Below are 26,569 nucleotides of genomic sequence, written 5' to 3'. Positions count from 1 at the left end.
TAAGCACTATACTTGATTACTTTTTTAAAAAAGAAATCAATATTTCGTTCAATTCATCTGCGTGTGTTACGTTCAAGCCATGTGGTGCACCTTTAATTATTTCATAGGTGCTATCTTTTATTCCCTCTGCTGCTTGTTTTGCGGATGTTTCAATAGGTACTGTAGCATCTGCGTCACCATGTACTATCAATGTTGGTACAGTTACATTTTTTAATTCTGGTCTAAAATCTGTGTGCATCCATGCTAAAGCTGCTTGTATTGTTGCTCTAGGCGAGGCAAAAGAGGCAATAGTAAAATCATAGTCTAACTGCGCCTGACTGATTCTTTCTCCTTTATTTTCTTCAAAATTGTAAAAACCTTTATGAAATTTTTCTTTAAGAAAAGCTACCCTATCATTTTGTAGCGCATCGATAATACCATCCAAAGCATCTTCTGGTACTCCTGCAGGGTTATCTGTCTTTTGTTTTACTAAAGGAATTATAGAACTGATCAATGCTGCTTTTGCAATTCTATCAGAACCATAATCCGTTAGATAACGCACTACTTCTCCGCCTCCCATTGAAAAGCCTACTATTACGGCGTCTTTCAAATCCAACTCTTCTATGATAGCATTTAAATCACTTGCCAATGCAGAGTAATCATAACTTTCCCATGGTGAAGATGATGTACCAAAACCTCTACGATCATATGATATGCAACGGTAGCCTTCTTCAACTATTTTCCAAACCTGTTGCTCCCAAGATTTTCTGCTCAATGGCCAACCGTGAATTAAAATTACAGGTTGTCCGCTTCCATAGTCTTCGTAAAAAATATCTACTTGTTCCTTTGCTTTAGTATTTGTTATAAATGGCATATTCTTGTTTTAAAATTTACCTCTAAGTTAATTAGAACGCTATAAATTTAGTAGTACAAATCATTAAATTATTGGTTCTAAACATAATTACTTAATACCTTTATACACCGTAATTAAATTAAGGCCCATGTTTATTCCTGAACACTATAAGAACAATGATATTGAAGAGGTTTACGAGTTTTTAAAGAATAACAGTTTCGGTATCTTGATCAATACCGTTGCGGGCAAACCTTGGGGCACCCATATTCCTTTAGAACTTGAAAAACATTTAGGGCAAAAAGATATTCTTGTAGGCCATATTGCCAAAGCCAATTTGCAAAGTAAAAATTTGGTCGATGGTGATGAAGTACTTTGCATCTTCAACGGTCCGCATAGTTATATCTCCTCCTCTTGGTACCAGAATGAAGAAGTACCTACCTGGAACTATATTGCAGTTCATGTATACGGTACCGTTAAAATTCAAACTCCGGAAGAATTATTAAAATCGTTACATGCCCTAGTTGATAAGTACGAACAACAGTCAGAAAATCCTATTTCCCTTAATAACATGTCTAAAAAAACAATGAGGCAGGTATCTGGTATTATTGGTTTTGAGATTGAAATTAATGACATTCAGGCCGTAAACAAACTTTCACAAGGCAGGGAACATGACCACCCGAAAATTATAACTGAACTTGAAAAAAAATCTGCTAGTGAGAAAGCAGTTGCCCAAGAAATGAAGAAACAAATGCGATAAATGGATTGTCATTACAGCTAAAATTATTGCTTTTGGGGCAAGCTGACCACTTGGTTTTATTTTACTTTTAGAGGTACCAAATATGCTGCCTAAATATTTAAATTATGAGCGAGATAAAAACCCTGTACAAATTTGATGAAAATTTCCATCTAAAAGATTGGCAAATCGTCAATGACGATGTTATGGGCGGCCTATCCATGGGGCTTATTCAAGTGAATAAGGAGGGTTTTGGAGTATTTAGCGGACATGTGTCATTAGAAAATAATGGTGGTTTCTGCATGGTAAGGCGCAATGTAGAACGTATGCACGTGAACGTGTATACCAAATTTCTGCTATCCGTCAAGGGAGATGGTAAAAGATATGCTTTTCGGTGTAAGTCCGGTGAACATCAAAGACATACCTATAGTTATGAATTTACTTCTACCAAAGATTGGACAACAATAGAAATACCTTTTAAGGATATGCAAGCTGTTTTTAGAGGTGAAGAATTAAACCTACCCAATTATCATGGAGATTATTTAACGCAAATTGCCATTATTATTAAGAACGGAATTGAAGAAGATTTTGTGCTAGAAATAGATAAAATTGAAATAAAATAATAATTCTGATTATAATTTATATTGATATTGGTCACCTTTTAATAACTTAAATTTTAATAAGTTTAAGTAACCAAAACTTAGACCTATGTACCACCAACTGCAACCCATTAAAAAATTAATTATTCCTTTTAAGGTAGATGCTCTTTTACCTAATATATTAATATTAATACCTAGATTAATTACAGGATATCTTTTGTCCTTTGTTTTTGCAATAAATAAATTTGGCACTCCATGGACGCCTGCCTCTATGAATTTAGAATATCTTGAGGTTTCTGATTGGTTTATTGAATTGGTAACACAATTTGGAACTCCATTTTCATTGATGCCAGAAGTATTTGCTTGGTCCGCAGGTTTTACAGAAGCTTTAGGCGGCATCCTACTTATTCTAGGATTAAATACAAGAATAACTTCGTTTTTTATTACCACAACTATGTTCATTACTATAGTATTTAGACCTTGGGACTATACATGGAGTATTATGCCAACCTTTATACTTTTCTGTTTAGGTCTATTTTTTATGGGTTTTGGCTCAGGTAAATTTGGTCTAGATTACTTTCTTACCGCTAAACGATAGTGTGTCTATTTTTCTTTATAGCTTAAAATTAACAACTCAGATACATTTTTCTACAGTTGGGTTCAACACTTTTTTAAAAAGGATATTCATAAGGCATCTTTGAAGTATCAATTAATCTTTAAAAACCTTATAAAATGAAAAAGTTACTTTTTACTATTACCGTATTAGCATTGAGTTTTACCATGAATGCCCAAGAAAACGAAGGCATTACACTTACCGTAATCATTGAAAATGTATTGAGTAGTGACGGGCATATTTTAAGCGGATTACACAATGAAAATACCTTTATGAAAGCTGAAGCTATTAGAAGCAGTAAGGATAAAGCTGAACCGGGAGAATTGATTATCACTTTTGAGAACGTTCAACCGGGAGATTATGCTTTTTCAGTACTTCATGATGCCAATGATAATGCACGTATGGATTTTGAACCTAACGGAATGCCCAAAGAAGAATATGCTATGAGCGGAGATTTCATGCCAATGGCACCACCAACATTTAGCGATGCCAAGTTCACTATTTCAGCAGAAGACATGGAATTAAAGCTTCGTTTTTAACTAGAAATAAAGCGCTACGTGGCATCGTTAAATAGGTTATAATAATGCTTTTTAGTAATTTTATAACCTTATACTATATACATGACCATTACCCAATTACAATACGTACTTGCTGTTGCGGAATACAAGAATTTTACCTTAGCCGCCGAAAAAAGTTTTGTTACACAGCCTACGCTTAGCATGCAAGTACAAAAGCTTGAAGATGAACTGGATATATTACTTTTTGACCGAAGTAAAAAGCCGATTACCATTACCGAGGTAGGTAAAAAAATTGTAGCTCAAGCTAAGAACATTGTAAATGAAGCGGCACGTATAAAAGATATAGTAGAACAAGAAAAAGGATATATTGGTGGGGATTATGTATTGGGTATAATACCAACAATAATGCCCACTTTATTACCTATGTTCTTAAAGAATTTCATTCAGAAATATCCAAAGGTAAACCTTATTATCAAAGAGCAGAATACAGAGAATTTAATTCAAAATATAGAGGATGGCCATATAGATGCCGCTATAGCCGCAACGCCGTTAGAGGTCGATTTTATAACAGAAAGACCTTTGTATTATGAGCCGTTTGTGGGGTATGTACCCGAAGAACATAGATTAGGAAACAGTTCTCAGATTACCCCAGAAGATTTAGATATTGAAGATATTCTGTTATTACAGGACGGACACTGTTTTAGGGAAGGTGTCCTGAACCTTTGTAAGGCCCCAAAAGTAGGTGTTGAGCATTTTAGTTTGCAAAGTGGTAGTTTTGAAACACTTATAAACCTTTCTAATGAAGGGCTGGGCATGACACTTCTACCCTACTTAAATACTTTAGAGCTTGACGATATAAAAAAGAAGAACTTAAAATACTTTAAGGAACCTTCGCCTGCGCGTGAAGTAAGCCTTATATATCATAAAAAAGAACTGAAAGTACAGATTACGGAAGCCCTAAGAGATGTGATTACCGGTATTGTACGTGGCGCCATCGCTTTTCAAGATGTAAAAATTATAAGCCCGCTAAATAAGTAGCGCCTACTGTTTTTTAAATCTGTACAAACACCCTTCAAAGCAAACAGATGGGTATGATGGTGAAATGGTTAAACTTGTTTTATTTTCATTAAAATCTGCGCGGTACCCCAAAGTATCTTTTTGGTCATTGGTATAGAAGTATAAAAATAGCTCTTCGTCCAAAATTTCATAGGTGCCAGATTCAAGTTGGTTCTTGCTAAAATCGGTTCTTTCATAACTTCCATATTCATCGAATAAAAAGCGATAACCTTCATCCACCTCTTTCCACTCCGTTGCACCACCAGGGCTCACATAAGATGCTGTTAACAACCACTCGCCCACCAAACTTGTATCGTCAATTGGTGTATCATCAAACGTTACATCGTCTTTTTGACATTGCATTAAGAAAAGCAAACATATTGCAACACTAAATTTGAATACCATAATGTCTTTTATTATAAGATGTTAGAAATTAAATTAGGTTGCTTTTAAAATGAAAAGAGCCACTAACGTGGCTCTCAATTATGCTTTTAAATAAACTAAACTTTGATGTAGTTCTGGTTTATCCGTAATATAACTTTCTAACCAGATTTTTAATTCTTCTGCCTCTTCCGGCATAAGCGTCATTAACGCTTTCTTTAACTCTTTACAAAATAATAAGGTATCAAAACTAACCTTTTTAAGCACTGTTTTACTATACTCTAGCATAGACTTAGACATTTTGTTGATAGATTAATAGATTTGTTGTTGTATAAAGGTAAACAGAAATGCAGTTTTAATATTGTATACAAAAAGTTAAAGTAATTAAGTACTTGTTAAATTTTTATAACATTGATGAGTTTTCATTTTTGTATTTTCGAATACATGAAGAACTTCATTGTTGTAGGTATAACTTTACTTCTCTTTGCGGCATGTAGCCCAAAGAAATCCTTAATTTCAAAAACATTCAACGAACAATTATCCTCTGCCTTTTATCAGAACCAGTTTACGGGTATTTTAGTAGTGGATGCCAATACCAAGGACACCATTTATAACCTAGATAGCCACAAATACTTTATACCGGCCAGTAATACCAAAATTTTTACACTTTTTGCCGCACTAAAGACATTGCCTGCACAAATACCCGCTTTAAGATATATAGAGATAAACGACTCGCTGTATTTTGAAGGAACGGGCGACCCTTCTTTTTTACATCCGTTCTTAAAAGACTCAACGGCATTAAAGTTTTTACAACGGCATGATAACCTAGTATATACCACCAACTATTTTGGAGATGAAAAATATGGACCAGGTTGGGCTTGGGATGATTACCAATATTACTATTCTCCAGAAAAAAATGACCTTCCCATACATGGAAATGTAGTAATGACTTCAAATAATTCAGGTTTAAATGTATCGCCTTCATATTTTAAGGATAGTGTCTTTCAACTAACTAAAAAGAAAAATCGTAAAGAATTTTCTAACACCTTTTATTACTCGCCATTGTCTAGAGATACGTTAGAAACTCCGTTTATTACAAGCAACACTACTACTAAATCTATTTTAGCACACCTTTTGAACAAAAAAATTGAGCAACGTGCAACTATGCCCTTCGGAAAAAAACAGACTTTGTATAGTATAGATTCAGATTCGCTTTATATTAGAATGATGCATGAAAGTGACAATTTTATTGCAGAACAATTACTATTACTTGCCGGTTCTGAATTGAAGGACTGCCTTGACAGCAAACTGATTAGAACCCTTATTCTTGATAATGAATTGGGTAATTTAAAACAAATACCTAGATGGGTAGACGGTTCCGGACTCTCTCGTTACAACCTGTTTACCCCACAGAACATGGTAACTGTCCTTGATAAGTTGTACCGGATGATTTCTACAGAACGTTTATTCGCTATTTTTCCGGCCGGGGGAGTTAGCGGAACTTTAAAAAACAGGTTTTCTGGTGATGACCAGCCTTATATCTACGCAAAGTCAGGTAGTTTAAGTAATACCTATTGCCTTAGCGGATACCTTTTAACAAAATCTGGTAAAACATTGATTTTCAGCTTTATGAACAACCATTACAAACAAGCTACCAATGAAGAAAGGATCAGAATGGAACGAATGCTCCAAACCCTAAGGGATACCTATTGACTATTTCACTTTGGAAGATAAATGTTTAGCGTATTTCTCCTTTAGCATTTTTATTTTTGGCGATATGTGCGTTTTACAAAATGGCTTTTCAATATCACTGAAATAATAATTATGAAATCTTTCTTCAGATGATTTAAAGGTACCAAATGGTAATATAGCGGTAATTAATTCATTATTATATTCCTCTTGTTTGTCGCTAACAATTTGCTTTAATACAGGTATGAATTCTTGACCAAAATAATAAATAGCAGACCTATACTTGTTTCGCATAGAATGATTTTTATCACTTTTATGGGTGTCTAAATGAATAGCTACCAAATCCTTCAATGTTATAATAGTTGGATCATAATGTACAATGACCGCTTCAGAAAAATCTAAGGAACCGTCTTTTACGGCAATAAAACCCTGTTCTACTATTTCAACACCGTTCAGGGCCAAGAATACAGCCTCGGTACACCAATGGCACCCGCCACCAAAACCAATTTTTGAGACTTTATTCATTTGTAAATAGTCGGTATTCAACTACTGAACTAATGCGTTCAATTTTGCATATTGCAGTAACATAATAGTTTTGGCATCTTTTATTTCTCCGCTCGCAACCATATCCATTGCTTGGACAAAGTCTAGTTCCAATACCTCAATATTTTCGGTTTCGTCTTCTGCCCCACCACCTTCACCTATTTTCATACTATCGTCATACTCACCAACAAAAAGATACAATTCTTCGGTAACCGAACCTGGCGACATGTAGGTTTGAAATACTTTTTGAACGTTGTTTATCCTATAACCAGTTTCTTCCTCCGTTTCTTTTCGAACACAATCAGCAGGATTATCTCCATCAAGAAGCCCTGCACAAACCTCTATCATCATTCCATCTTCGTTACCGTTTACATAAGTTGGCATTCTAAATTGCCTAGTTAATATTACAGTTCCTTTTTTAGAGTTATATAGCAAAATAGCTGCTCCGTTACCTCTATCGTAAGCTTCTCGCTCTTGTGTTTCCCAACTGCCATCCGGGCGTTGATATTTATAAGTAAATTTATGTAAGGTATACCAATTATTAGAAAGCAATTCTTTCTTAACGTCTTTAATACTGCCGTTTTTCAATGCTATTGTTTTAGTATTTAATGTTTAAATATACCTAGAATTGCCAAAAAAACTTCGCAATGTTTTTAGAACTTTTAAACCGTAATCGCTTTATTTAAATAGCGCCTAAAAGGTAGCATTTCTTTATAGGCTTTAATTAACTCATTATCAAAATTAGCCTTGTTGGTTTCTTTAGTATCAAATTCTTGGAATACAGCAAAAGTCTTGTTTTTGAGCAGTTCTATATGCTTATGATCTTTGGCAAATCCTTTAGGTGCGTTTGTTAGTTTCGCATCTTCAAAAAGATTTCCAAAACGAGTTTTAAAAGATTTCTTATTTAAGATTTTTACCAACTCTTCTCCGTCATAATCAATGGCTTCGCGTACACTACGCAATACTTTTGGCTCCGGTCTCCATAATCCACCAGCAAATATGCAACGGTCTATTCCTAATTCAAAATAGAAATCCGCAGTTTTTGGTTTCTTATCGAATCCGGTCCCAAAGTGATCTTTGTATATGGGTTTATTTGGGTAAAACATTAGATTATTATTGATACGATTAATTCCCTTTTTACCGGGCGTATCATAGTAGTCGTCATCAATAGCGGACAGTCTCCTATTCATACTATTTAACCAATCTATATATTCATCCCGTACCTGTTTGTACCATTTACGATTGGCATCCATCCATTCCTTTGAATTGTTCTGCTGTAACTCTCTTAGGAAGTCTATCTGATTTTTAAAACTCATAAGTTCGTTGCTCGTTGCTCGTTGCTGGTTGCTGGTTGCTGGTTGTTGGTTGCTGGTTGTTGGTTGTTGGTTGTTGGTTGTTGGAATATTAAAATAAAAACTCAAGCTCAAAAATCAAATTCAAGTTCAAGTTCAAAAATCAAATTCAAATTCAAAAGTCAAGTTCAAGTTCAAGAGTCAAGTTCAAGTTCAAAAACCAAATTCAAATTCAAATTCAAATTCAAAAGTTAAGTTCAAGTTCAAGATTCAAGTTCAAATTCAAATTCAAAAGTCAAGTTCAAGTTCAAGTTCAAAAATCAAGTTCAAAAGTCAAGTTCAAAAGTCAAGTTCAAAAGTCAAGTTCAAACTCAAAAGTTAAATTCAAATGTTTTTTTACACTTTGTACTTCGTACTTAATACTTTGTACTTTGCACAACTTACTTCTATCATCGCTGAATTCTCCTTAAATGCTCGTATCAAAACAAGTCTATTTTCTTTATTCTAATTCTCTTCTCAAAATACAAACAAAATACTTAATACTCCGTACCCCGTACTTTGTACCTTGTCCATAATTTTTAAAACCGGGTATCTCCACCAACAATATCTCCTAAGGTCCCAAGAATACTACCTTCTCCTTTATCTTTTCCACCTGTAGGTATTGATGCTAGTACTCTACCTGCCAATCTGCTAAATGGTAGTGATTGAATATATACAGTACCTGGTCCGCGAAGCGTTGCAAAGAACAATCCTTCTCCGCCAAAAACAGTATTTCTAATTCCGCCAACGAATTCAATATCGTAATCTACCTCTTTGGTAAACCCTACTATACAGCCGGTATCTACTTTTAGTACTTCACCAGGTGCCAACGTCTTTTTTGCCAGTGTACCACCTGCATGAACGAAAGCCATTCCGTCTCCTTCTAATTTTTGCATGATAAAACCTTCACCCCCAAAGAGTCCACGTCCCAATTTCTTTGAAAACTCGATGCCTACGGATACTCCTTGTGCTGCACATAAAAAGGCGTCTTTTTGACAAACGAAACGTCCGCCCATTTCAGAAAGGTCAATAGGCAGAATTTTACCTGGATACGGAGAAGCAAAACTTACTTGCTTTTTACCCTGACCAATATTTAAAAATGCCGTCATAAACAGACTCTCACCTGTCAACATTCTTTTTCCTGCTGAAAAAATCTTCCCTAAAACGCTATTGTCTTGATTGCTACCATCACCAAAAATGGTGCTCATTTTAATATCGGTATCCATCATCATAAAGCTACCAGCCTCGGCAACAACTGCCTCTTGTGGGTCTAGCTCTATTTCAACGTATTGCATTTCTTCCCCAAAAATCTCATAATCTATTTCGTGTGCGTTCATGTGTATATTTTTTTTGATTGATGCTTATTAGTTGTTAGCAGAAGTACTTTTGTTACAACTAAACCGAATTATTTTAAAAGAGATTTTAAAAATTCTTCGGTCTTTTGCGAGCCAAAAAGGTACTTTTTACCATTAGTCTGTGTTATGGCGACTCCTTCTTTACCCTTTACATTATAGACCGTACCGTACTTTTTAGTTTTTCTGATACCATACCCTACAAAATCATAATTAACGATTTGTTTTTCTACTACTTCATTTAAATCAATGACTTTACTGAAAAATACTAGATGATGAATTTTTATATCCTTATCCGAAACCGATACTTTAAGTTTTGATAATGCCAAAAATAAAATGGTAGCTACATAAACTAGGACGCAGATAAATTGAACAATAGATAACCTACCCGATACCCAAGAAACACTTACATTTCCTGAATCATCAGGAGTGTAACCGCTAAAAACATAAAGAATAATACCTAAAAAATTAAAAAATACTAAAATTATTGGAGCAAGTATGATCAACCACAGCCACCATTGGGTAAATTTCTGAGTCTCTTTGAATCTTATCGCTCTTTTCACTGAAACTACTTTTTCTGTTTCAACCTCACCGTCCATTCAAACTTGAATGTACTAACCACTACCCCATCTGTATTTACACCTACAGATTTCATCCAAATGGTTTGTCCTTCTCCAGTGGCAATCGTTTTATCCAAAGCTTCTTTTATAAGGTGTCCGTCTTCACAAGTAAATGTAATTCTACCTGTGGCCTTTTTAGAAAAATTTGCGGTATTGTTGGCTACCAACATAGAAATTTTCTTTCCTGTTGCCTCAATTTGGTCTATCATCAAAGCCCCAGTCGTTAATTCTGCAGCCATACCTTGAACAGCCCAAAACATAGAATTAAACGGATTCTGATTGAACCATCTGTGCTTTACCGTCACCACTGACCTGTTTTTATCTATTTCCTTTAAACGCACCCCGCACCACCATGCAGATGGTAATTTAAAAAAGGAAAACATATTGATTTTACTAGGTGTTACCGCCATTTTATTCTAAAATTTGGATAAAAATAGCTATAATTTACACCAATCTAAAATGTTAAAATAATGTTAAATATTAGTACTATGCGTTACATAGTACCTTTTTTTAGACATATATTTGCATAGGAAGTTAATAGGTAATCAACGTAATTGGCTTTTGCATAGTATTAAAATCAATCATCATCAGTAACGAATCAATCATGACAGAATCAGTAACAAAGCACGAAAGAAACCTCTCTGCACTTATACATGCAAGTACGTTCTCTAAGTTTTTTATTCCCTTTGGGAACTTCATCATTCCTTTGGTATTATGGACTGCAAACAAAAAAGAATATGAGTTTGTAGACCACAACGGTAAACAAGCTTTAAACTTTCAAATTAGCATACTACTCTACTCTATTCTTGTAGGTATGGTCAGTATTCCATTTTTCCTAGGCGGATTTTTACCGAACATTTTCGACTTTGACAATTTTGGCTTGGTAAACGTCCATAGTTTCAACAGCATCAATTTTAATTTTGATTCAGACGACTTTTTCGGTCCATGGATGATACCTGTGGGAGTTTTGGGCTTAGCTCAGTCTGCCCTGTTTATCATCAACATTGTTTATACCATTTTAGCTACCATAAAAACTAACGAAGGCGAAGTTTTTGAATATCCCTTCACTATAAAATTTATTAAATAAAATCATCAGTACACATATATAATGGGTATTCATCACACCCTTAAGAGTTTATTAATCAATCAAAAAAATCAATAAGGATGTTTATTCATCGAACAAAAAACGAACAGTTAACCTATGCAGACAACAGAGACAATGGAGCAATCCCCTCCAAAAACGGGACTGCATAAAAAGCAAAAAGAGATTATGAATGTAGAAAATACAAAAGCACAAATGCGTAAAGGGGTTTTGGAGTATTGCATCCTGTCCATTTTAAATGGACATGATAAATATGCTTCTGAAATCTTGGGCACGTTAAAAGATGCAAAAATGCTAGTAGTGGAAGGCACTATCTATCCGCTATTGACCAGGTTAAAGAATGCGGGGCTTCTGAACTACCGTTGGGAAGAATCTACTTCTGGACCACCAAGAAAATACTATACATTAACCGAGACCGGTAAAATATTCCTTAAAGAATTAGATACCACTTGGGACGAATTAAGAAAAGCCACCAACCTGGTAACCAACTCAAAAAACAGCTGATCATGAACAAAACAGTAAATATAAATTTAGCGAACATGCTCTTCCATATAGATGAAGAGGCATACAATATAATGCGTAGGTATTTAGAATCTGTAAAACGTTCTTTTGCCAACACACCGGGCAGCGATGAAATCATTGCAGATATAGAAGCCCGTATAGCCGAACTTTTTCATGACAAATTAGAGAATGAAAGACAGGTTATCACTCAAAAAGAGGTAGATGAAGTTATTGCCATAATGGGGCAACCAGAAGACTATATGGTAGATGAGGACATGTTTGAAGATGAGCCTAAAGAAAAGTCTGCCTATACTAAGGAAAGAGTTAAGAAACTATATAGGGATACAGAAAAGAAATATGTTGCCGGCGTATCTGCAGGGTTAGCGCATTACTTTGGTATTGATCCGTTATGGATTCGTTTACTATGGATTTTCTTGACTATTTTCACTTGGGGAGGATTCATCTTTATCTATGGTCTTCTGTGGATCCTTATTCCTGAAGCCAAAACTACCGCTCAAAAATTAGATATGAGCGGCGAAACGGTCAACATCAGTAATATTGAGCGTAAAGTTAAAGAGGGTTTTGATGACGTAGCGGATCGTGTAAAAAGTGTAGACTATGAAAAAGTAGGAGACACCGTCAAAAAAGGAGGTAAAACGATTTTTGACACCTTTGGTGACATTGTAATGTTTCTGTTCAAAATCTTTGGCAAATTCATTGGTATTCTTTTAGTTATCATTGGTGCGGCTACATTGATAGGTCTTTTTGTAGGTATGTTTACCGTTGGTATTTTAGATATCATTCATGTACCTGGTATTGATTTCTACAATGTTGTAAATTCTACCAACTTGCCTATTTGGGTAGTATCGTTATTGGCCTTTTTTGCTATAGGCATTCCGTTTTTCTTCTTAATGTATTTAGGATTAAAAATATTGGTAAATAACCTGAAGTCTATTGGTACCGTTGCTAAATTCTCATTGTTAGGATTATGGTTAATATCAATTATATGTTTGGTCATCTTTGGTATTAGAGAAGCTGCAGCACACGCCTATACCGGTAGCACATCTGTTGAACAAGAGATTACCACGGTGATCCCTACAGATACGTTGAATATTAGGTTGGTATCTACGGATGAGTACGATTACGAAAAGGATATGCACATGGGCGATACCTTTATTTCTTATGACGAAGCTGGTAATAAGGTTTTGGTTTCCGATGATGTCAGATTCCGAATTCGTAAGTCTAAAGACACCTTGGTTCGTGTTCAAATTAGAAAAGAGGCTGATGGTCCATCCAACAGAGAGGCAAAAGATATTGCCAGTCAAATCGTCTATGAATATGAAGTAAACGGTAATACTATCTCTTTTGATGATTATTTGACCACACAAGGTCCTAAGTTTAAAGACCAGGAAGTTCGTGTAAACATATTTTTACCCGTGGGCACCATTTTAACCTATGACCAGACAAATTCTAGAGATTGGATTACCACTGTTAATACGGATAGGGATGTTGAAGGTCTTTCAGGATATATCTGGAAAATGACCGACAACGGTGAGCTTGAATGCCAGGACTGTCCTGAATTCATTGAAATGAACGATGAAGATGACGACAGCTCTAACCGCATCAATATCAATGAAAATGGTATTGACATCAACATTAACGATAATGGTGATAAAGGTAAAATCATCATCAACGAAAATGGAATAGACATTGACGTTAACGATAATGGAGAATCGTTTAAAATGAAGTTAGATCAGAACGGCGTAAAGGTCAATACCAACGATAGTATCAACTAATTACAGTTCATACACCTAAAACAACAATTCAGTATTTATTAATCGTAAAAGACTAAAAAAACAATCATTTTTACATCATAATATATTAATCAATCAAAAAACGAACAATCATGACAACACTAGTAAGAATAACCGTAGCACTCGTATTGGCCCTAATACTTTCATCTTGCAATTTTGATATTAATTTTGGTACCGGGGAAAAAGGTAATGGCGTAATCGTTGAAGAAACCAGGGAAATTACCGGTGATTTCACGGAAGTTGCCAGCTCTGAAGGGTTAGAAGTATTTGTAACCCAGGGTCCAAATTTTGACATTTCAGTAGAGGCCGATGAAAATATCATTGACTTGATCGGTACAGATATTAAAAACGGGAAATTAAAAATTCACAGTATAGAGAATATTGGTAGAGCTACTAAAAAGGTATATGTAACCATGCCCAATATTACCAGTTTAAAGGCATCTAGTGGAGCTCATTTAACGACTGAAAATAAAATTCAGTCAGATAAATTAGAAGTTGATGCCAGTAGCGGTGCCATTATCAATGCTACAGTAGTTGTAACCAATATGGAAATAGATGCCAGTAGCGGTGCAAATATCTCTTTAGAAGGTTCTGCCAAAGAAGTTTATGTAGATGCCAGTAGCGGTGCAAATATTAGGGCTAAGGACTTATCTACATTGGTGGCAAATGCGGACGCTAGCAGCGGTGCAAATATTAGCATTGACGTTACGGACAACCTAACGGCAGAAGCCTCTAGTGGTGGCAACATCTCTTATAAAGGTGACCCCAACGTTCATAAAAACAAATCGGTCTCCGGTAGCGTACACAAGTACTAATATCCTTGGACACACCTAAATTTAAAACCCACTGAAATATCAGTGGGTTTTCATTTTTTTGTCTATGCCTAATCTGTATATTAGTAGTATGCAAGTACAACTTAAAAAATACATTTTACCACTAAAACATACCTTTAGCATTTCTAGGGAATCCCATGATTTTCAAGATACTATAATTGCCTGTTTAACCTTAAACGGTAAAACAGGATATGGAGAGGCAACCTCCAATCCGTATTACAAGATTACTGTAGAGAGCATGATGGATGAAATTAATTCCATTAAATCTGAAATAGAAGTATTTGAATTTACCACACCAGAAATTTTTCATGAATTTCTAGTGCGCAAAGGTTTATCAAATTTTGCCATTTGCGCCTTAGACTTGGCCGCTCATGATCTCTATGGAAAATTACTGGGAAAACCATTATATGAGGTTTGGGGCACAAAGATTGAAAAATATCCTACCACTAACTACACCATTGGTATTGCTCCTATTGAGGTTATGTTGGCAAAAATGCAAGAAATGCCTTGGCCTATCTATAAAATAAAATTGGGTACTAGTGACGATGTCGCAATTGTCCGCGAATTAAGAAAACATACCAATGCTATTTTTAGAATAGATGCCAACTGTGCATGGACGGCAGAAGAAACCATATTCAACGCCCCCCTTTTGAAAGATTTGGGGGTAGAGTTTTTGGAACAACCTTTAAAAGCTGATGACTGGTCTGGTATGGAAGAAGTCATGCACCATTGTGTATTGCCCGTAATTGCTGATGAAAGTTGTGTTGTAGAGAGTGATGTAGAAAAATGCGCTTTACATTTTAGTGGTATAAATATTAAACTGACCAAATGTGGCGGCCTTACCCCTGCCCTACGCATGATAAAAAAGGCTAAAGAATTAGGTATAAGTGTAATGGTTGGTTGTATGACAGAATCTACAGTAGGTATTTCTGCTATTGCTCAATTAATTCCACAATTAGATTATGTGGATATGGACGGTGCTTTATTATTGAAAAGTGACATTGCAACGGGTGTTCATATTGAACCTGACGGAAAAGTGATTTTCCCTAAACTTGCCGGTAGCGGTGTTCAATTATTAGATTAATGTTTACTATTGATGAATTTCCCGATAGAACTATAAGCGTTGACGGTAAGGAATACCTATATTTTGGCGGTACGTCTTATTTGGGATTACAGACAAATGCAGATTTTCAATCATTGTTCATCAAGAATATCAAAAAATATGGCACAGCTTACAGTGCTTCTCGTAAATCTAATATTAAAATATCCATTTTTGATGAAGTGGATGCGTACTTGGCAAAAATGTCAGGTAGCGAAAGTTGTATTACCCTGTCTTCCGGGTATTTGGCAGGGCAGTTGTTATGCGACTATTTTAGCACTACTGACTATCAACTATTTTACGCCCCAAATACACATTCCGCTTTATATAGAAACCACCAGAAATTATCTGAAAATTGGGTGGAACTAGAAAATTCGATTAAAAAACTAACAAACAAAACACCTGTACTTTTTTTGGATAGTATTGACTTTCAAGCTAACAACTACCCTAATTATAACTATTTAAAAAGGTTAGCGTTAGAAGATATCATTTTGATCGTAGATGATTCTCACGGAATAGGGATTACAGGCAAAAACGGCGGAGGCAGTTTTAGATTTTTAAAATCACTACAGCCAAAAAATCTATTGGTCTCATGCTCATTGGGCAAGGGATTTGGCGTACAGGCCGGTGCCATTTTTGGCAATTTGAACAGTATAGACCAATTAAAGCAGACCTCTTTTTTTGGTGGCGCCAGCCCGGCAACACCAGCAGCTTTAGCTACTATTAAGGATGCTGAAGAACTTATCAAAATAAAAAGAGCTCAATTACATAAAAATACCGAGCTCTTCTTATCAAAATTATCAACAACTTCTATTTTTGTCTTTGCAGAGGGGCATCCTACCTTTAATTTTCAAAATGAATTACTAGCTACCTATCTAAAAGAAAACGGAATAATAGTTACAAATTTCAGGTATCCCACAGAAAAGGATTCTTTAATGAGTCGTATAGTTTTAAGCGCTTCACACACAAATCAAGACATTTCAACTCTTTGCAATATTCTTAATTCATTTTACACATGTACCCAATAATTGATACAATAAGATGATATTAATTATGTTATTCGTAATTATTAGTTATATTTTTTATTAAATTCTAATATTTAATTCGTATCTTTTTAGTACACGTTCACCTCTTTTATTAACTAACACCTTATCACTATGAAAAAAATTATAGGTTTGGTTTTGTTGATGCTCTTATTGGTTTCAGCAGCCTCTACAAATTCTATTAATGAAAACTATATGCATACCATACAAGGTACCTGGGAGCTAGAAAGTTTTTATAATTACGACGGACAACAAGTTATTGATACCATACCTACAGCAGATGGGTACAGACAGGTTAAAATGTATTATAACGGAAAAATTATGTGGACCAGATATGTACCCGTGGACAAAGTAGGTAGATTTGGTTACGGTACTTATAATATTACAGAAGATAAATTAATGGAAACACTGGAATATGGAGATAATGAAATGATCCAAGCTATGGACACCATGCGCATATTTACATTTGAACTTCAGCTTAGCAATGATAGGTTTAGTCAAATTAGTTTAGACGAAGAAGGTAACCGTACCTTCTCTGAAAACTATGTTAGAATAGATTGACCTTGAATTAAAAAACAAAAAAGGCCCATTTAAATGAATGGGCCTTTATTTAAAACTTTTTTACTATAATTTATATTGGTCTGCTACTGCTTCCTCAACAGAACCAATGGCTGCCAAATAACGCTCAGCATCCAAAGCAGCCATACAACCAGATCCAGCAGCGGTAACCGCTTGCCTGTATTCTTTGTCTTGTGCATCTCCACTGGCAAAAACACCAGGTAAATTAGTCTTGGTAGACTTACCTTCTGTTATAAGGTAACCAGTTTCATCCATATCTAACTGACCTTTAAATATATCCGTATTTGGTTTATGACCAATTGCGATAAAGATACCGGTAATAGCAATTTCTTCCTTTTCACCTGTTTGGTTGTTTACCATACGTAAACCTTCAACAACCTGATCACCTAGTACTTCATCAACTTCGGTATTGTAACGTACATCAATATTCTTTATACTGTGTACCCTATGTTGCATTGCTTTAGAGGCTCTCATCTCATCTCTACGTACCAACATGGTTACTTTATTACAAATGTTGGCCAAATAAGACGCTTCTTCAGCGGCAGTATCACCCGCACCTACTATGGCAACATCTTGACCCTTATAAAAGAAACCGTCGCACACTGCGCAGGCAGATACACCGCCCCCACGCAAACGTTGCTCACTAGGAATATTAAGATACTTGGCAGATGCTCCGGTAGAAATAATAACCGTTTCTGCCTCTATTACCTTATCATTGTCCGCAACTACCTTATGAATACCTCCTTTTTCCTTTGAAAATTCTACAGAAGTGATCATACCTATTCTAACCTCGGTACCAAAACGTTCTGCTTGTTGTTGCAATTGTACCATCATAGTAGGACCGTCTATCCCCTCCGGATATCCAGGAAAATTATCTACTTCCGTTGTGGTGGTCAATTGACCCCCTGGCTCCATACCTGTATACATAACAGGCTTTAAATCTGCACGGGCAGCATATATTGCAGCTGTATACCCTGCAGGACCGGATCCTATAATCAATGTTTTTACACGTTCTATTTTATCAGACATAATATCAAGTGGTTCTATTAAATTCTCTACTACAAAAGTAGGTTTTTGAGCTAAAAACTTACAATATAGTTATCAAAAGTTTTTATACGAATATTAGCTATGAAGATAACTATTTACTATTTTTCGCCTGTTTTTCTAACTTTAAGAATACATTAAATAAAGAAAAAACGAACTTTCCCCCATTCTTTACGTATGTATAATAGAACTTATATTATTATCGAATGAAAACCTTTAAATGTGCTATTATAGAAGATTCTAACACACAAAGGAAACTTCTAGAGCAAATTATTCAGCATAATAAAAACCTAAAACTGGTACATTCTTCAAGTGCTACCAATGAAAGTCTTGCCCTAGTAAATGAATTGAACGTAGATTTTTTATTTTTAGATATTGAAATGCCGGTGATGAACGGCTTTGAGTTTCTTGCAGGATTAAAAATAACCCCTCAAGTTATAATTACCAGCCATGACCAGAAATATGCACTTGAAGCTTTTGAATTCAACGTTACCGATTTTCTTTTAAAACCATATAGTAATGAACGGTTCAACATCGCTATTACAAAAGCCATAGACAAAATCAAGTTCATTAAAAACAAACAACCCGAAAATAAGATTACGGTAAAACACAATTTAAAACAGGTTGAACTTAATGTTCATGGTATTCTCTATGTTGAAGCTTTAGGCGACTACGTAAAAGTAGTGACCCAAGAACGTAATTACATTATATTATCTACAATGAACGCTTTTAACAAACGATTGGAAGCGGATAAGTTCATTAGAATTCATAAATCTTATATCGTTAACCTAAAAATGGTTGAACGCTATAACCATGAATTCATAGAAATTCAAAACAAGAAAATACCAATTAGCCGTGCAAAAATTGTTGAACTTGATCAACTATTAAACTGCATAGATTAATATCATCTTTGTCTAGTTTTTCAACATTTCAGCAGTTGCAACTGTTCTAAAACCTGTATGCTCTAATGAGGAATCCATACTGGACCTCATTCTTGCAGATACACGGTAACTTGCGCAATATGATGCACTACACAAAAAGGACCCTCCTTTGATCACTCTTTCTTTTGCAAGCGGGTTATTTGGTGTGTACGGACTTTCTGCTCCTTTGGGATTTACCAAAACCGTATTTTTAGATTTAGCTTCTTTGTAATAATCGCTATTATACCAATCACTGGTCCATTCCCATACATTACCTGCCATATCATATAATCCCAATGCATTTGGCGGATATGATTTTACGGGAGCCCTAAGTTCAAAACCATCTGCCAAGGTATTTTCAACAGGAAATTCTCCTTCCCACGTATTCGCTTTTTCCGCAAGAACGGATACATCATCGCCCCAATTATAAATGGTACCATATGAACCCGCTCTTGATGCCAGCTCCCATTCCGCCTCTGTAGGCAAGCGCCTATTTGCCCATTCGCAATAAGCCAATGCATCTTCGTATGAAACCTGTACTACCGGGTAATCCTCTTTTCCCTTTATGGAACTCTTTGGTCCGTTAGGGTGTTTCCAATCTGCGCCAATGGTCCAATTCCACCACTGGGAAAAATCATAAAGATTAGGTACTGAAGATTTTGCTTTTTTAAAAGTCAATGAACCGGGCTGCAATATGGAATCGTGCAGTTTTTCTGTGCCTGCCGGTACTTGCTTTTTCAATTCTTCCCAATCAATTCCCCTTTCTGCTACCGTTACATAACCTGTTGCTTTTACAAATGCAGAAAATTGTGCATTGGTCACTTCGGTAACGTCCATAAAAAAACCATCTACCATTACATCGATTGCCGGCTTTTCATGATCCATTGCTATTTTATCATTATTAACAGCACCTTGTTTAAAAACAGCGCCCGGCACCCAAACCATACCTTCAGGAGCAGTTACTCCTTCCGGTTTTTCATTCAATACCGTATGATCTATTACCGGTGTAGGCTTTTCATTCTCGGTTTTCTCTTCTTGTGTTATTTTGTCTTTCTTGGGTTCTGACTTACAATTGACCATCAATACACCAAAAACGATCAAGGCTACATATTGCATGCTTTTCTTCATGGTCTAAATATACTTTCTACTATTTAAAATTCTGATCAATAATAAGATTTTAACGTATAGGACTTATTACATAGTCAAACGAAAGATTTGCGGGTTTGATCTGATATTTCTCCATAGGTAGTAAACCCCAGCTATTATCACCACCTACACCCATTTGCCTATGGTCAATATTTATATTGATCAAATCTCTTGTAGGGATATCAAACGTATGCTGTTGCCTTTTTTCCATTCCTTCATCAAAATCTGAATTCAATTGATGGTGCGCACTAAACGAGAATAGATCTGGTGCGGTAATTTTGATACCCTTACCGTCCTTGTTCTCAAAGGACAAAGTTCTAATATCCGTTCTGTTTGCATTCTCCTGCGGACGAATATATTCATAATACAGATCAGATACCTGAGCACTATACACGCCCACCAGAGCAGATGTATTACGATCTTGGTAGTTTTCATGTTTTCCCCTACCATACCATGCTACCTGATCGTAATTGTTATCAATAATCAGGTTATTACCAAATCTTGGCAGAATGGGCAAATCGCCCTTAATACCTTTCAATTGTGTGCTCACCAAAATTTCACCTTTCGCATTAATAGTGTAGGTTACCTGTACCTCTCCATTTACAGATGGTAGACCGTATGTTGCATTTAACTTAAAATCATTTCTAATCTTAAACGGATTAGCGGTCAACTTTACAGCATCAATAATTTTCTTGCCTTCATTGGAATTCACTTGTAAACGCAATAGATTTTGAGTATCGGTAGCATCTTTCCAAGGCTTTAAAAGTTTTGGCATATTATAGCCATAATCATTATCGTTAGGTGCGCGCCAGAAATTAACGGCAGGTCCCTTTTGAAGCAAATTTCCCTGTCCGTAATCTATAGATGACAATGTTCCGTCCTTACTATTAAAACCTATTTTGAATCCGTCACCTGTAACGGTAATGATATCTTCTTTCTTGGTCAATTTTAATCCGTCAATATTCTCTTTAAAAACAGATGGTTTATAATCTGTCAATTGAAACTGTTCGTACGCCAATAGGTAGTGCTCAGGAATTAATGCACTTTCTTGCTTTGTGGTCATATATACATTCAAATGATACTCAGAAGTGGCATTTGCTAATTCTGGCAATTCTATTTGCACTGCTTTAGTTTGATAAGGAGCAATATCAACATCGGCAATTTTTCCTTTACCTACTTCTACCCCATTCTCCAACAATCTCCATGAAAAATTATATTCGGACAGGTTTGTAAAATCATACATATTCCTTAAACTGATTTTTCCCGCTTTTGGATTTTCCGATGTAAACTTTACATATTGATATACTTTTTTCACTTCATATAAAGCCGGATGTGCAGAACGGTCAGGATCAACCAAACCGTTCAAACAGAAGTTGTTATCGTTCTGTAATTCCGCTCCGCCCAAATCGCCCCCAAAGGCATAAAATTCTACGCCATCTTCATTGGTAGTTTTTAATCCTTGATCTACCCAGTCCCAAATAAACCCTCCTTGCAGCACATCATATTTTTCTATGGCATCCCAATATTCTTGTAAGTTTCCAACACTATTACCCATGGCATGCGCATATTCACATTGAATCAAAGGCCTCTTAGGATTATTTTCTGCATATTCAATAGTTTGATCTACCCTTGCATACATAGGTGCCTGTATATCGGTATTAGAGAAATTTGTGGCTCCTTCGTACTGTACAGGTCTTGTTGTATCATGTGCCTTTAACCAATCATACGTATCAAAAAGGTTTTGACCGTTACCGGCTTCGTTTCCTAAAGACCAGGTTACTATAGAAGTATAATTTTTATCTCGTTCAAACATTCTAATCGTTCTATCTAAATGCATTTCTCTCCACTCAGGTCTATATGCAGGGTGAACGGCAATTGCAGCCTCATCACCATCCAAACCTTGATTGGTTGCTCCCATACCATGAATTTCAATGTTGGCTTCATCAACTACATAAAAACCATATTTATCTGCCATTCTATAGAAAAATTCGTTTTTAGGATAATGACTACAGCGAATAGCATTGATATTGTTTTGCTTCATCACCTCCATATCTTTCAACGTAACCTCTTCACTGATCACATGCCCGGTTACTTCATCATGATCATGTAGGTTTACGCCTTTGATCAATACGGGCATACCGTTCACCAAAAATTGATTGTTCTTGATCTCAATTTTTCTAAATCCGATTTTTGAACTGATGGCTTCGGTAACGTTGCCTTTTTTATCCTTTAATGTAAAAAGTAGTGCATAAAGATTAGGTTTTTCAGCATTCCATGTTTTTACATTAGGAATCTCCTGAGCGAATTTTACCGTAGTTATTCCTTCAGCGACATCTAAACTTTGGTTTACTTTAAAGACTTCTTGTGCTCCATCCAATAATGTAATTTCTACTTGAGTACCTTTTTGTTTCTTACCGGTATTTGCCAATTCTAGGTCTAAACGGAATTTACCGTTCGTATAGGTTTCATCTAAATCTGCCACTACGGTGTAATCTTTGATAGTAGCTTTATTGGTTGCATACAAATAGACATCCCTATCTATACCACTTAACCTCCAAAAATCCTGATCTTCTAAATAGCTGGCATCAGACCAGCGTAACACCTGTACAGAAAGGTCATTTCTGCCTTCTTTTAAATACTTGTTGATATGAAATTCTGCCGGAGTTTTACTGCCTTCACTATACCCTACCATTTGCCCGTTCAAGTATACGTACATGGCACCGCTTACCGCTCCAAAATGTAGGTACACTTCTTTATCTTCCCAGTTTTCAGGAGTTTCAAAATGACGCTTATAACTACCAACGGAATTAATATCGTGAGGAATAAATGGCGGATTCTTTGGAAAAGGATATACCACATTCGTATATATGGGCGTACCGTGACCTTCCAGTTCCCAATTAGACGGAACCTTTATCTTGTTCCACCCAGAGGTATCATAATCCGGTTTATAAAACAATATCGGTCTTTCCGGTACACTTGCCGCGTAATTAAAACTCCATTCCCCATTTAAAGACTGATAGTTTAAAGAATTCTCCCAACTTTCATTTGCCAAAGCTGATTTTACGTCCTCATAGCGATAAAGTGATGCCGTAGGCTCTTCTCTGTTGATCTGAAATATTTCAGGATTCTCCCATTCCGGATTTTCCCATTTTGGAGCTTGTGCATTTAAAAATGCAGTAAATAAAAAGATGCCGAGTACGCAAATTTTAATACCGTTTTTCATGTTCTAGTTGTTCAAGTGTGTTAGTTTCAATATTTGCAAAATCACTCATATAATAGAAATTTCGCATTTATACCCATTTCAATTAATGAAATTCACATTTTAGTACACGCAAAATTATGTACTACATTAAATTCCATCCTTGCAAAATACAACTAAACTTGTGGATTTAAAAATGAATTATTATTGGAGAAAGCAACTTAGAAACAACAAATAGGATTACACTTAACAGTTTTAAACCCATTCCTTATTCATAGCAGATTATAGATCAGTTTTTTATACCGTTATTTTCTGCCTATAATTTTCGTTCAAGAAACTTGTAAATAATAAATTTGATATAACCTTAACTTTTTTATTTTGATTCTTTCCTTAGTAGTTGAATACATGTAATAACACTGAAAATAGCAATCAAAAATCTTCCTTGAAACAATAAGCCTAAGGCAATAAAAAAACCGAGAATACCAATAACGACAGATACCGCATAGTTCTTATTCCTATCCATAACTATTGCTCTATAATAGGCTTCGTAAGCGCATTTTTATTTTTGCTGTTGGTCCTTCTTTTCCTAACTTCCATAATGACCACTCCTGAAATCAAAAAAACAAAACCTAGAAATTTTAGGAATTGAAATTCCGAAAGCATGTCCGGTATTTCTCCATCAGAGAGTTTTATAACTATTCTAGCCAACATTCCTATACCAATTAAAATGCATCCAATAATTTCCAAAACTTTACCTAATTTCATATCAGTACTTTATGATTACCGTCTATAGGTAAAATTTCAAGTCAGTTTGTTACAATATTTTATAATAAAATGTTTAATGAAGTAAATTTTAACTGACTTGTGTTTAAAACATAGCGTGTAAAAATGTACTTACTTTTAAAGACTAAAAATAAAAGCCAAATTAAAAATTTGGTGGGTTTTCAAATGCAAATAAACTTTTTAGTTTAGCATTGATTAGCTATGGATTTATACACCCTGTTGCTCGCCGCTTTTTCTGCTGATTATTTCTAATGTTTCGTTGACAAAATCTGTCTTTCCTAGGACATAGGAACCTCTATCATTTTTAAATTTAGAGGCTAGCTCAAGTTTCAAATTTTCGTACTCTTTCGCTCGTATTTTATTGGTATTCAGATAGTCTCGAAAATCTATTTGTTTCCACATCACATTATCTTTTGGGCACATATGGATATGAAAAATTTGTTCTTTTTTGCCCTCCAAATTATATCCTTTTCCAAATGATGAATATTCCTTTATATCTTCTCTTGCTGGCACTTTAAAATGAGCGTAGCCCAATTGCGTAAATTGTTCAATCAAATTTTTATCAAACAAATATGCTTTAGGTATTTCAATCATTAAATCGATATATGGTTTGGATTTTATCAAAGGAATTGATGAACTCCCAAAATGCTCAATACGTAAAATCTTTTCATTACCAACCTTATCTAAAATCCGTTTTTTCTCGTTTTCAAAAATGTTTATCCATTCAGGATTATGGTCCACCAATTCTATCGGAAAAAGTGTATTCCAATCCTCTTTAGTTAAATCATTTAATGTCTTTTTCATTAATTCTTAAATTATTAGAATTTGTAATGCGGTTAATTTATGAATAATAGTAGGTGTTTTTGTACTTATCTTCCGTCTACGCATTAGGCTAAAGCTCCTAGCTTATTTGACATTTTCTTTTTTCCAAAACTAAATATGAGCATTTCACTCAGTTGTAATTTTCAATCTAGCGACTTTATAAATATACACAGACCTTTTGACTTAGCTCAAACCCCGCATTACGTTTAGGTATCCTAAGTTAGTAATCTGTTATCTTTTATAGTTTAACATAAGAACAAAAGAGCAGAGTAAGGTTATTTTAGGTTTAGGAACTTCAGATTCCGTCAACAAAGAAAATCCCTGCTCTTTTACTATTCAAATACGATCAGTTCATTAGGTCATTAGAACCTGTTTCCAGGATGATGTATAGCATTAGTTTTTGTTCTTTAAAATTTAATGATATGAATAAAAGTACAATTTTTGTAGGAATAGATATCTCTAAAGATGTTTTCGATGTTTATGATTCTGAGAGCGGTCATTTACAATACAGCAATGATGAGAAAGGTTTCAAGTTGTTCCAAAGGAGCATAACTGCCGATCATTGGTGCGTAATGGAAGCTACGGGATGTTATCATCAACAACTTGCCATTTATTTGTTCGATAACGGTTTACGTGTTTCCGTGATAAACCCCTTGATCATCAAGCGTTTTATACAGATGAAACTAAATCAGGTAAAAACGGATAAGAGCGATGCCAAGATGATCTGTCGCTATGGCAAGGAACAAGCTTTAGATCTTTGGTCACCGGAACCTGGTTACATCGTAGAGAGTAAGACCCTTCAAGGAGTTGTCCGCCTTTATTTTAAGCAACGTACGGCCTTAAAGAACACACTTCACGCAATGTCCACAAGTAAACGTGGAAAGGGTATGCTAATGCGTTCCATCGTTCGTCAACTGAAAAGTTTGGATAAGGAAATAAAGTTACTTGAAACGGAGATTGAAAAGTTGATACGTGCGAACGAACAAGAGCTTTATACCAGGCTGAACGCTATACCGGGCGTTGGCAGAAAAACCGCTATGCTTTTAATTGTCTGTACGAACGGTTTTCGGGATTTTGAAAGTTCACGGCAGTTGTCCTCCTATTTCGGTCTGGCACCGAACGAGCGAAGTTCGGGCAGTAGTGTAAGGGGAAAGTCCCGAATAAGTAAAATGGGAGACTCCTTGGTGAGGAACCATCTTTTTCTTTGCAATTTTACAGCTTGTGTCCATAACCCTCAATGTAAGGCGTTATATGACAGGATAGTTTTAAAAGGGAAGAGTAAAAAACTGGCTTTGATAGCAGTCTGTAATAAATTGATTAAACAAGCTTATGGTATAGCCAAATCAGGTTTGGATTATGATAGGAATTATGTGGGAAGATCGAGCTAGATTTTATTTGTTTTTCAGCTCAGTTCTTT

29 protein-coding genes are annotated in these 26,569 nt (G+C 35.4%); 15 read left to right on the top strand and 14 right to left on the bottom strand.

The features are described from left to right. Positions 1-16: 16 nt before the first annotated feature. Positions 17-853, bottom strand: coding sequence for an alpha/beta fold hydrolase (locus tag PXC01_RS14130; RefSeq protein ID WP_276472926.1), 837 nt, complete (start codon positions 851-853; stop codon positions 17-19). Between the two features lie 127 nt (positions 854-980). Here PXC01_RS14130 and PXC01_RS14125 point away from each other — a divergent pair, with 127 nt between their 5' ends. The 5 genes from PXC01_RS14125 to PXC01_RS14105 all read left to right on the top strand — a co-directional run bounded on the left by PXC01_RS14125 (position 981) and on the right by PXC01_RS14105 (position 4,333). Beyond that, positions 981-1,589, top strand: coding sequence for an FMN-binding negative transcriptional regulator (locus tag PXC01_RS14125; protein ID WP_276472925.1), 609 nt, complete (start codon positions 981-983; stop codon positions 1,587-1,589). A 104-nt stretch (positions 1,590-1,693) separates the two neighbouring features. Then, positions 1,694-2,188 (top strand): CIA30 family protein, encoded by a 495-nt coding sequence (locus PXC01_RS14120; protein WP_276472924.1) that lies wholly within the window; start codon positions 1,694-1,696, stop codon positions 2,186-2,188. An 85-nt stretch (positions 2,189-2,273) separates the two neighbouring features. Continuing rightward, complete coding sequence (locus tag PXC01_RS14115; protein ID WP_276472923.1) at positions 2,274-2,762, top strand: DoxX family membrane protein; 489 nt, start codon at positions 2,274-2,276, stop codon at positions 2,760-2,762. 134 nt (positions 2,763-2,896) lie between these two features. Further along, entirely contained in the window at positions 2,897-3,316 is a 420-nt protein-coding gene (locus PXC01_RS14110; protein WP_276472922.1) for a DUF2141 domain-containing protein, read from the top strand. 81 nt (positions 3,317-3,397) lie between these two features. Further along, positions 3,398-4,333 carry a LysR substrate-binding domain-containing protein gene (locus tag PXC01_RS14105; RefSeq protein WP_276472921.1) on the top strand — a complete coding sequence of 312 codons (936 nt, stop codon included), beginning with the start codon at positions 3,398-3,400 and terminating at the stop codon, positions 4,331-4,333. Between the two features lie 3 nt (positions 4,334-4,336). Here the strand turns inward: PXC01_RS14105 and PXC01_RS14100 are convergent, their stop codons facing one another. Then, positions 4,337-4,756 (bottom strand): hypothetical protein, encoded by a 420-nt coding sequence (locus tag PXC01_RS14100; RefSeq protein ID WP_276472920.1) that lies wholly within the window; start codon positions 4,754-4,756, stop codon positions 4,337-4,339. Between the two features lie 78 nt (positions 4,757-4,834). Further along, positions 4,835-5,032 carry a hypothetical protein gene (locus tag PXC01_RS14095; protein WP_276472919.1) on the bottom strand — a complete coding sequence of 66 codons (198 nt, stop codon included), beginning with the start codon at positions 5,030-5,032 and terminating at the stop codon, positions 4,835-4,837. Between the two features lie 144 nt (positions 5,033-5,176). Here PXC01_RS14095 and PXC01_RS14090 point away from each other — a divergent pair, with 144 nt between their 5' ends. Continuing rightward, positions 5,177-6,445 (top strand): D-alanyl-D-alanine carboxypeptidase/D-alanyl-D-alanine-endopeptidase, encoded by a 1,269-nt coding sequence (locus tag PXC01_RS14090; protein ID WP_276472918.1) that lies wholly within the window; start codon positions 5,177-5,179, stop codon positions 6,443-6,445. Here PXC01_RS14090 and PXC01_RS14085 read toward each other — a convergent pair whose 3' ends face one another. From PXC01_RS14085 to PXC01_RS14060, 6 genes are all read right to left on the bottom strand, one after another. Continuing rightward, on the bottom strand, positions 6,446-6,946 hold the full coding sequence (locus PXC01_RS14085; protein ID WP_276472917.1) for a peptide-methionine (S)-S-oxide reductase: 501 nt from the start codon (positions 6,944-6,946) through the stop codon (positions 6,446-6,448). A gap of 21 nt (positions 6,947-6,967) precedes the next feature. Further along, positions 6,968-7,552 (bottom strand): GDP-mannose pyrophosphatase NudK, encoded by a 585-nt coding sequence (gene nudK, locus PXC01_RS14080; RefSeq protein ID WP_276472916.1) that lies wholly within the window; start codon positions 7,550-7,552, stop codon positions 6,968-6,970. 74 nt (positions 7,553-7,626) lie between these two features. Continuing rightward, complete coding sequence (locus tag PXC01_RS14075; RefSeq protein ID WP_338089472.1) at positions 7,627-8,385, bottom strand: DUF2461 domain-containing protein; 759 nt, start codon at positions 8,383-8,385, stop codon at positions 7,627-7,629. A gap of 449 nt (positions 8,386-8,834) precedes the next feature. Then, on the bottom strand, positions 8,835-9,632 hold the full coding sequence (locus PXC01_RS14070; protein ID WP_276472915.1) for a TIGR00266 family protein: 798 nt from the start codon (positions 9,630-9,632) through the stop codon (positions 8,835-8,837). A gap of 68 nt (positions 9,633-9,700) precedes the next feature. Continuing rightward, the gene (locus PXC01_RS14065) at positions 9,701-10,210 is read right to left on the bottom strand and encodes a hypothetical protein (RefSeq protein ID WP_276472914.1); all 510 of its coding nucleotides are present in this window, start codon (positions 10,208-10,210) and stop codon (positions 9,701-9,703) included. A 5-nt stretch (positions 10,211-10,215) separates the two neighbouring features. Continuing rightward, complete coding sequence (locus PXC01_RS14060) at positions 10,216-10,677, bottom strand: DUF4442 domain-containing protein (RefSeq protein WP_276472913.1); 462 nt, start codon at positions 10,675-10,677, stop codon at positions 10,216-10,218. Positions 10,678-10,871: 194 nt separating this feature from the next. Between PXC01_RS14060 and PXC01_RS14055 the strand changes: the two genes are divergently transcribed. The 7 genes from PXC01_RS14055 to PXC01_RS14025 all read left to right on the top strand — a co-directional run bounded on the left by PXC01_RS14055 (position 10,872) and on the right by PXC01_RS14025 (position 17,220). After that, complete coding sequence (locus PXC01_RS14055) at positions 10,872-11,354, top strand: DUF4870 domain-containing protein (protein WP_276472912.1); 483 nt, start codon at positions 10,872-10,874, stop codon at positions 11,352-11,354. 183 nt (positions 11,355-11,537) lie between these two features. After that, the gene (locus tag PXC01_RS14050; RefSeq protein WP_076550581.1) at positions 11,538-11,873 is read left to right on the top strand and encodes a PadR family transcriptional regulator; all 336 of its coding nucleotides are present in this window, start codon (positions 11,538-11,540) and stop codon (positions 11,871-11,873) included. Between the two features lie 2 nt (positions 11,874-11,875). Continuing rightward, a complete protein-coding gene (locus tag PXC01_RS14045) occupies positions 11,876-13,666 on the top strand; it encodes a PspC domain-containing protein (protein ID WP_276472911.1) in 1,791 nt (596 codons plus the stop codon). A gap of 110 nt (positions 13,667-13,776) precedes the next feature. After that, complete coding sequence (locus PXC01_RS14040) at positions 13,777-14,499, top strand: head GIN domain-containing protein (protein WP_276472910.1); 723 nt, start codon at positions 13,777-13,779, stop codon at positions 14,497-14,499. A gap of 88 nt (positions 14,500-14,587) precedes the next feature. Next, positions 14,588-15,601, top strand: a complete 1,014-nt coding sequence (locus tag PXC01_RS14035) for a dipeptide epimerase (RefSeq protein WP_276472909.1) — start codon at positions 14,588-14,590, stop codon at positions 15,599-15,601. Continuing rightward, complete coding sequence (locus tag PXC01_RS14030; protein WP_276472908.1) at positions 15,601-16,644, top strand: aminotransferase class I/II-fold pyridoxal phosphate-dependent enzyme; 1,044 nt, start codon at positions 15,601-15,603, stop codon at positions 16,642-16,644. The genes PXC01_RS14035 and PXC01_RS14030 overlap by 1 nt, the downstream gene beginning before the upstream one ends. A gap of 129 nt (positions 16,645-16,773) precedes the next feature. Then, a complete protein-coding gene (locus tag PXC01_RS14025) occupies positions 16,774-17,220 on the top strand; it encodes a hypothetical protein (protein WP_276472907.1) in 447 nt (148 codons plus the stop codon). 63 nt (positions 17,221-17,283) lie between these two features. On the opposite strand, the gene trxB is transcribed toward PXC01_RS14025, so the two are convergent. Further along, on the bottom strand, positions 17,284-18,267 hold the full coding sequence (gene trxB / locus PXC01_RS14020) for a thioredoxin-disulfide reductase (RefSeq protein WP_276472906.1): 984 nt from the start codon (positions 18,265-18,267) through the stop codon (positions 17,284-17,286). Between the two features lie 221 nt (positions 18,268-18,488). On the opposite strand from trxB, the gene PXC01_RS14015 reads away from it, so the two are divergent. Next, on the top strand, positions 18,489-19,184 hold the full coding sequence (locus PXC01_RS14015; RefSeq protein WP_276472905.1) for a LytR/AlgR family response regulator transcription factor: 696 nt from the start codon (positions 18,489-18,491) through the stop codon (positions 19,182-19,184). Between the two features lie 12 nt (positions 19,185-19,196). Here PXC01_RS14015 and PXC01_RS14010 read toward each other — a convergent pair whose 3' ends face one another. The 4 genes from PXC01_RS14010 to PXC01_RS13995 all read right to left on the bottom strand — a co-directional run bounded on the left by PXC01_RS14010 (position 19,197) and on the right by PXC01_RS13995 (position 25,134). Then, positions 19,197-20,330 (bottom strand): formylglycine-generating enzyme family protein, encoded by a 1,134-nt coding sequence (locus tag PXC01_RS14010; RefSeq protein ID WP_276472904.1) that lies wholly within the window; start codon positions 20,328-20,330, stop codon positions 19,197-19,199. 49 nt (positions 20,331-20,379) lie between these two features. Continuing rightward, positions 20,380-23,571, bottom strand: a complete 3,192-nt coding sequence (lacZ, locus tag PXC01_RS14005) for a beta-galactosidase, LacZ type (RefSeq protein ID WP_276472903.1) — start codon at positions 23,569-23,571, stop codon at positions 20,380-20,382. Between the two features lie 501 nt (positions 23,572-24,072). Then, positions 24,073-24,312: a hypothetical protein gene (locus tag PXC01_RS14000; RefSeq protein WP_276472902.1), complete on the bottom strand. Its 240-nt coding sequence runs from the start codon at positions 24,310-24,312 to the stop codon at positions 24,073-24,075. 225 nt (positions 24,313-24,537) lie between these two features. Next, complete coding sequence (locus PXC01_RS13995; RefSeq protein WP_276472901.1) at positions 24,538-25,134, bottom strand: GrpB family protein; 597 nt, start codon at positions 25,132-25,134, stop codon at positions 24,538-24,540. A gap of 440 nt (positions 25,135-25,574) precedes the next feature. On the opposite strand from PXC01_RS13995, the gene PXC01_RS13990 reads away from it, so the two are divergent. Beyond that, entirely contained in the window at positions 25,575-26,540 is a 966-nt protein-coding gene (locus PXC01_RS13990; protein WP_276472900.1) for an IS110 family RNA-guided transposase, read from the top strand. Positions 26,541-26,569: the final 29 nt, after the last annotated feature.

It is taken from the genome of Maribacter huludaoensis (assembly GCF_029350945.1).
Classification (GTDB): domain Bacteria; phylum Bacteroidota; class Bacteroidia; order Flavobacteriales; family Flavobacteriaceae; genus Maribacter; species Maribacter huludaoensis.
This window is presented reverse-complemented; position numbering and strand designations above follow the sequence as displayed.

Coding starts and splice junctions, on each gene's coding strand:
- PXC01_RS14035 (WP_276472909.1), top strand. CDS start 14,588: ATGCAAGTACAACTTAAAAAATACATTTTACCACTAAAACATACCTTT.
- PXC01_RS14120 (WP_276472924.1), top strand. CDS start 1,694: ATGAGCGAGATAAAAACCCTGTACAAATTTGATGAAAATTTCCATCTA.
- PXC01_RS14110 (WP_276472922.1), top strand. CDS start 2,897: ATGAAAAAGTTACTTTTTACTATTACCGTATTAGCATTGAGTTTTACC.
- PXC01_RS14015 (WP_276472905.1), top strand. CDS start 18,489: ATGAAAACCTTTAAATGTGCTATTATAGAAGATTCTAACACACAAAGG.
- PXC01_RS14010 (WP_276472904.1), bottom strand. CDS start 20,330: ATGAAGAAAAGCATGCAATATGTAGCCTTGATCGTTTTTGGTGTATTG.
- PXC01_RS14060 (WP_276472913.1), bottom strand. CDS start 10,677: ATGGCGGTAACACCTAGTAAAATCAATATGTTTTCCTTTTTTAAATTA.
- PXC01_RS13995 (WP_276472901.1), bottom strand. CDS start 25,134: ATGAAAAAGACATTAAATGATTTAACTAAAGAGGATTGGAATACACTT.
- PXC01_RS14055 (WP_276472912.1), top strand. CDS start 10,872: ATGACAGAATCAGTAACAAAGCACGAAAGAAACCTCTCTGCACTTATA.
- PXC01_RS14115 (WP_276472923.1), top strand. CDS start 2,274: ATGTACCACCAACTGCAACCCATTAAAAAATTAATTATTCCTTTTAAG.
- PXC01_RS14030 (WP_276472908.1), top strand. CDS start 15,601: ATGTTTACTATTGATGAATTTCCCGATAGAACTATAAGCGTTGACGGT.
- PXC01_RS14045 (WP_276472911.1), top strand. CDS start 11,876: ATGAACAAAACAGTAAATATAAATTTAGCGAACATGCTCTTCCATATA.
- PXC01_RS14040 (WP_276472910.1), top strand. CDS start 13,777: ATGACAACACTAGTAAGAATAACCGTAGCACTCGTATTGGCCCTAATA.
- PXC01_RS14000 (WP_276472902.1), bottom strand. CDS start 24,312: ATGAAATTAGGTAAAGTTTTGGAAATTATTGGATGCATTTTAATTGGT.
- PXC01_RS14025 (WP_276472907.1), top strand. CDS start 16,774: ATGAAAAAAATTATAGGTTTGGTTTTGTTGATGCTCTTATTGGTTTCA.
- PXC01_RS14105 (WP_276472921.1), top strand. CDS start 3,398: ATGACCATTACCCAATTACAATACGTACTTGCTGTTGCGGAATACAAG.
- PXC01_RS14130 (WP_276472926.1), bottom strand. CDS start 853: ATGCCATTTATAACAAATACTAAAGCAAAGGAACAAGTAGATATTTTT.
- trxB (WP_276472906.1), bottom strand. CDS start 18,267: ATGTCTGATAAAATAGAACGTGTAAAAACATTGATTATAGGATCCGGT.
- PXC01_RS14070 (WP_276472915.1), bottom strand. CDS start 9,632: ATGAACGCACACGAAATAGATTATGAGATTTTTGGGGAAGAAATGCAA.
- PXC01_RS14100 (WP_276472920.1), bottom strand. CDS start 4,756: ATGGTATTCAAATTTAGTGTTGCAATATGTTTGCTTTTCTTAATGCAA.
- PXC01_RS14090 (WP_276472918.1), top strand. CDS start 5,177: ATGAAGAACTTCATTGTTGTAGGTATAACTTTACTTCTCTTTGCGGCA.
- PXC01_RS14085 (WP_276472917.1), bottom strand. CDS start 6,946: ATGAATAAAGTCTCAAAAATTGGTTTTGGTGGCGGGTGCCATTGGTGT.
- PXC01_RS14050 (WP_076550581.1), top strand. CDS start 11,538: ATGAATGTAGAAAATACAAAAGCACAAATGCGTAAAGGGGTTTTGGAG.
- PXC01_RS14095 (WP_276472919.1), bottom strand. CDS start 5,032: ATGTCTAAGTCTATGCTAGAGTATAGTAAAACAGTGCTTAAAAAGGTT.
- PXC01_RS13990 (WP_276472900.1), top strand. CDS start 25,575: ATGAATAAAAGTACAATTTTTGTAGGAATAGATATCTCTAAAGATGTT.
- lacZ (WP_276472903.1), bottom strand. CDS start 23,571: ATGAAAAACGGTATTAAAATTTGCGTACTCGGCATCTTTTTATTTACT.
- PXC01_RS14125 (WP_276472925.1), top strand. CDS start 981: ATGTTTATTCCTGAACACTATAAGAACAATGATATTGAAGAGGTTTAC.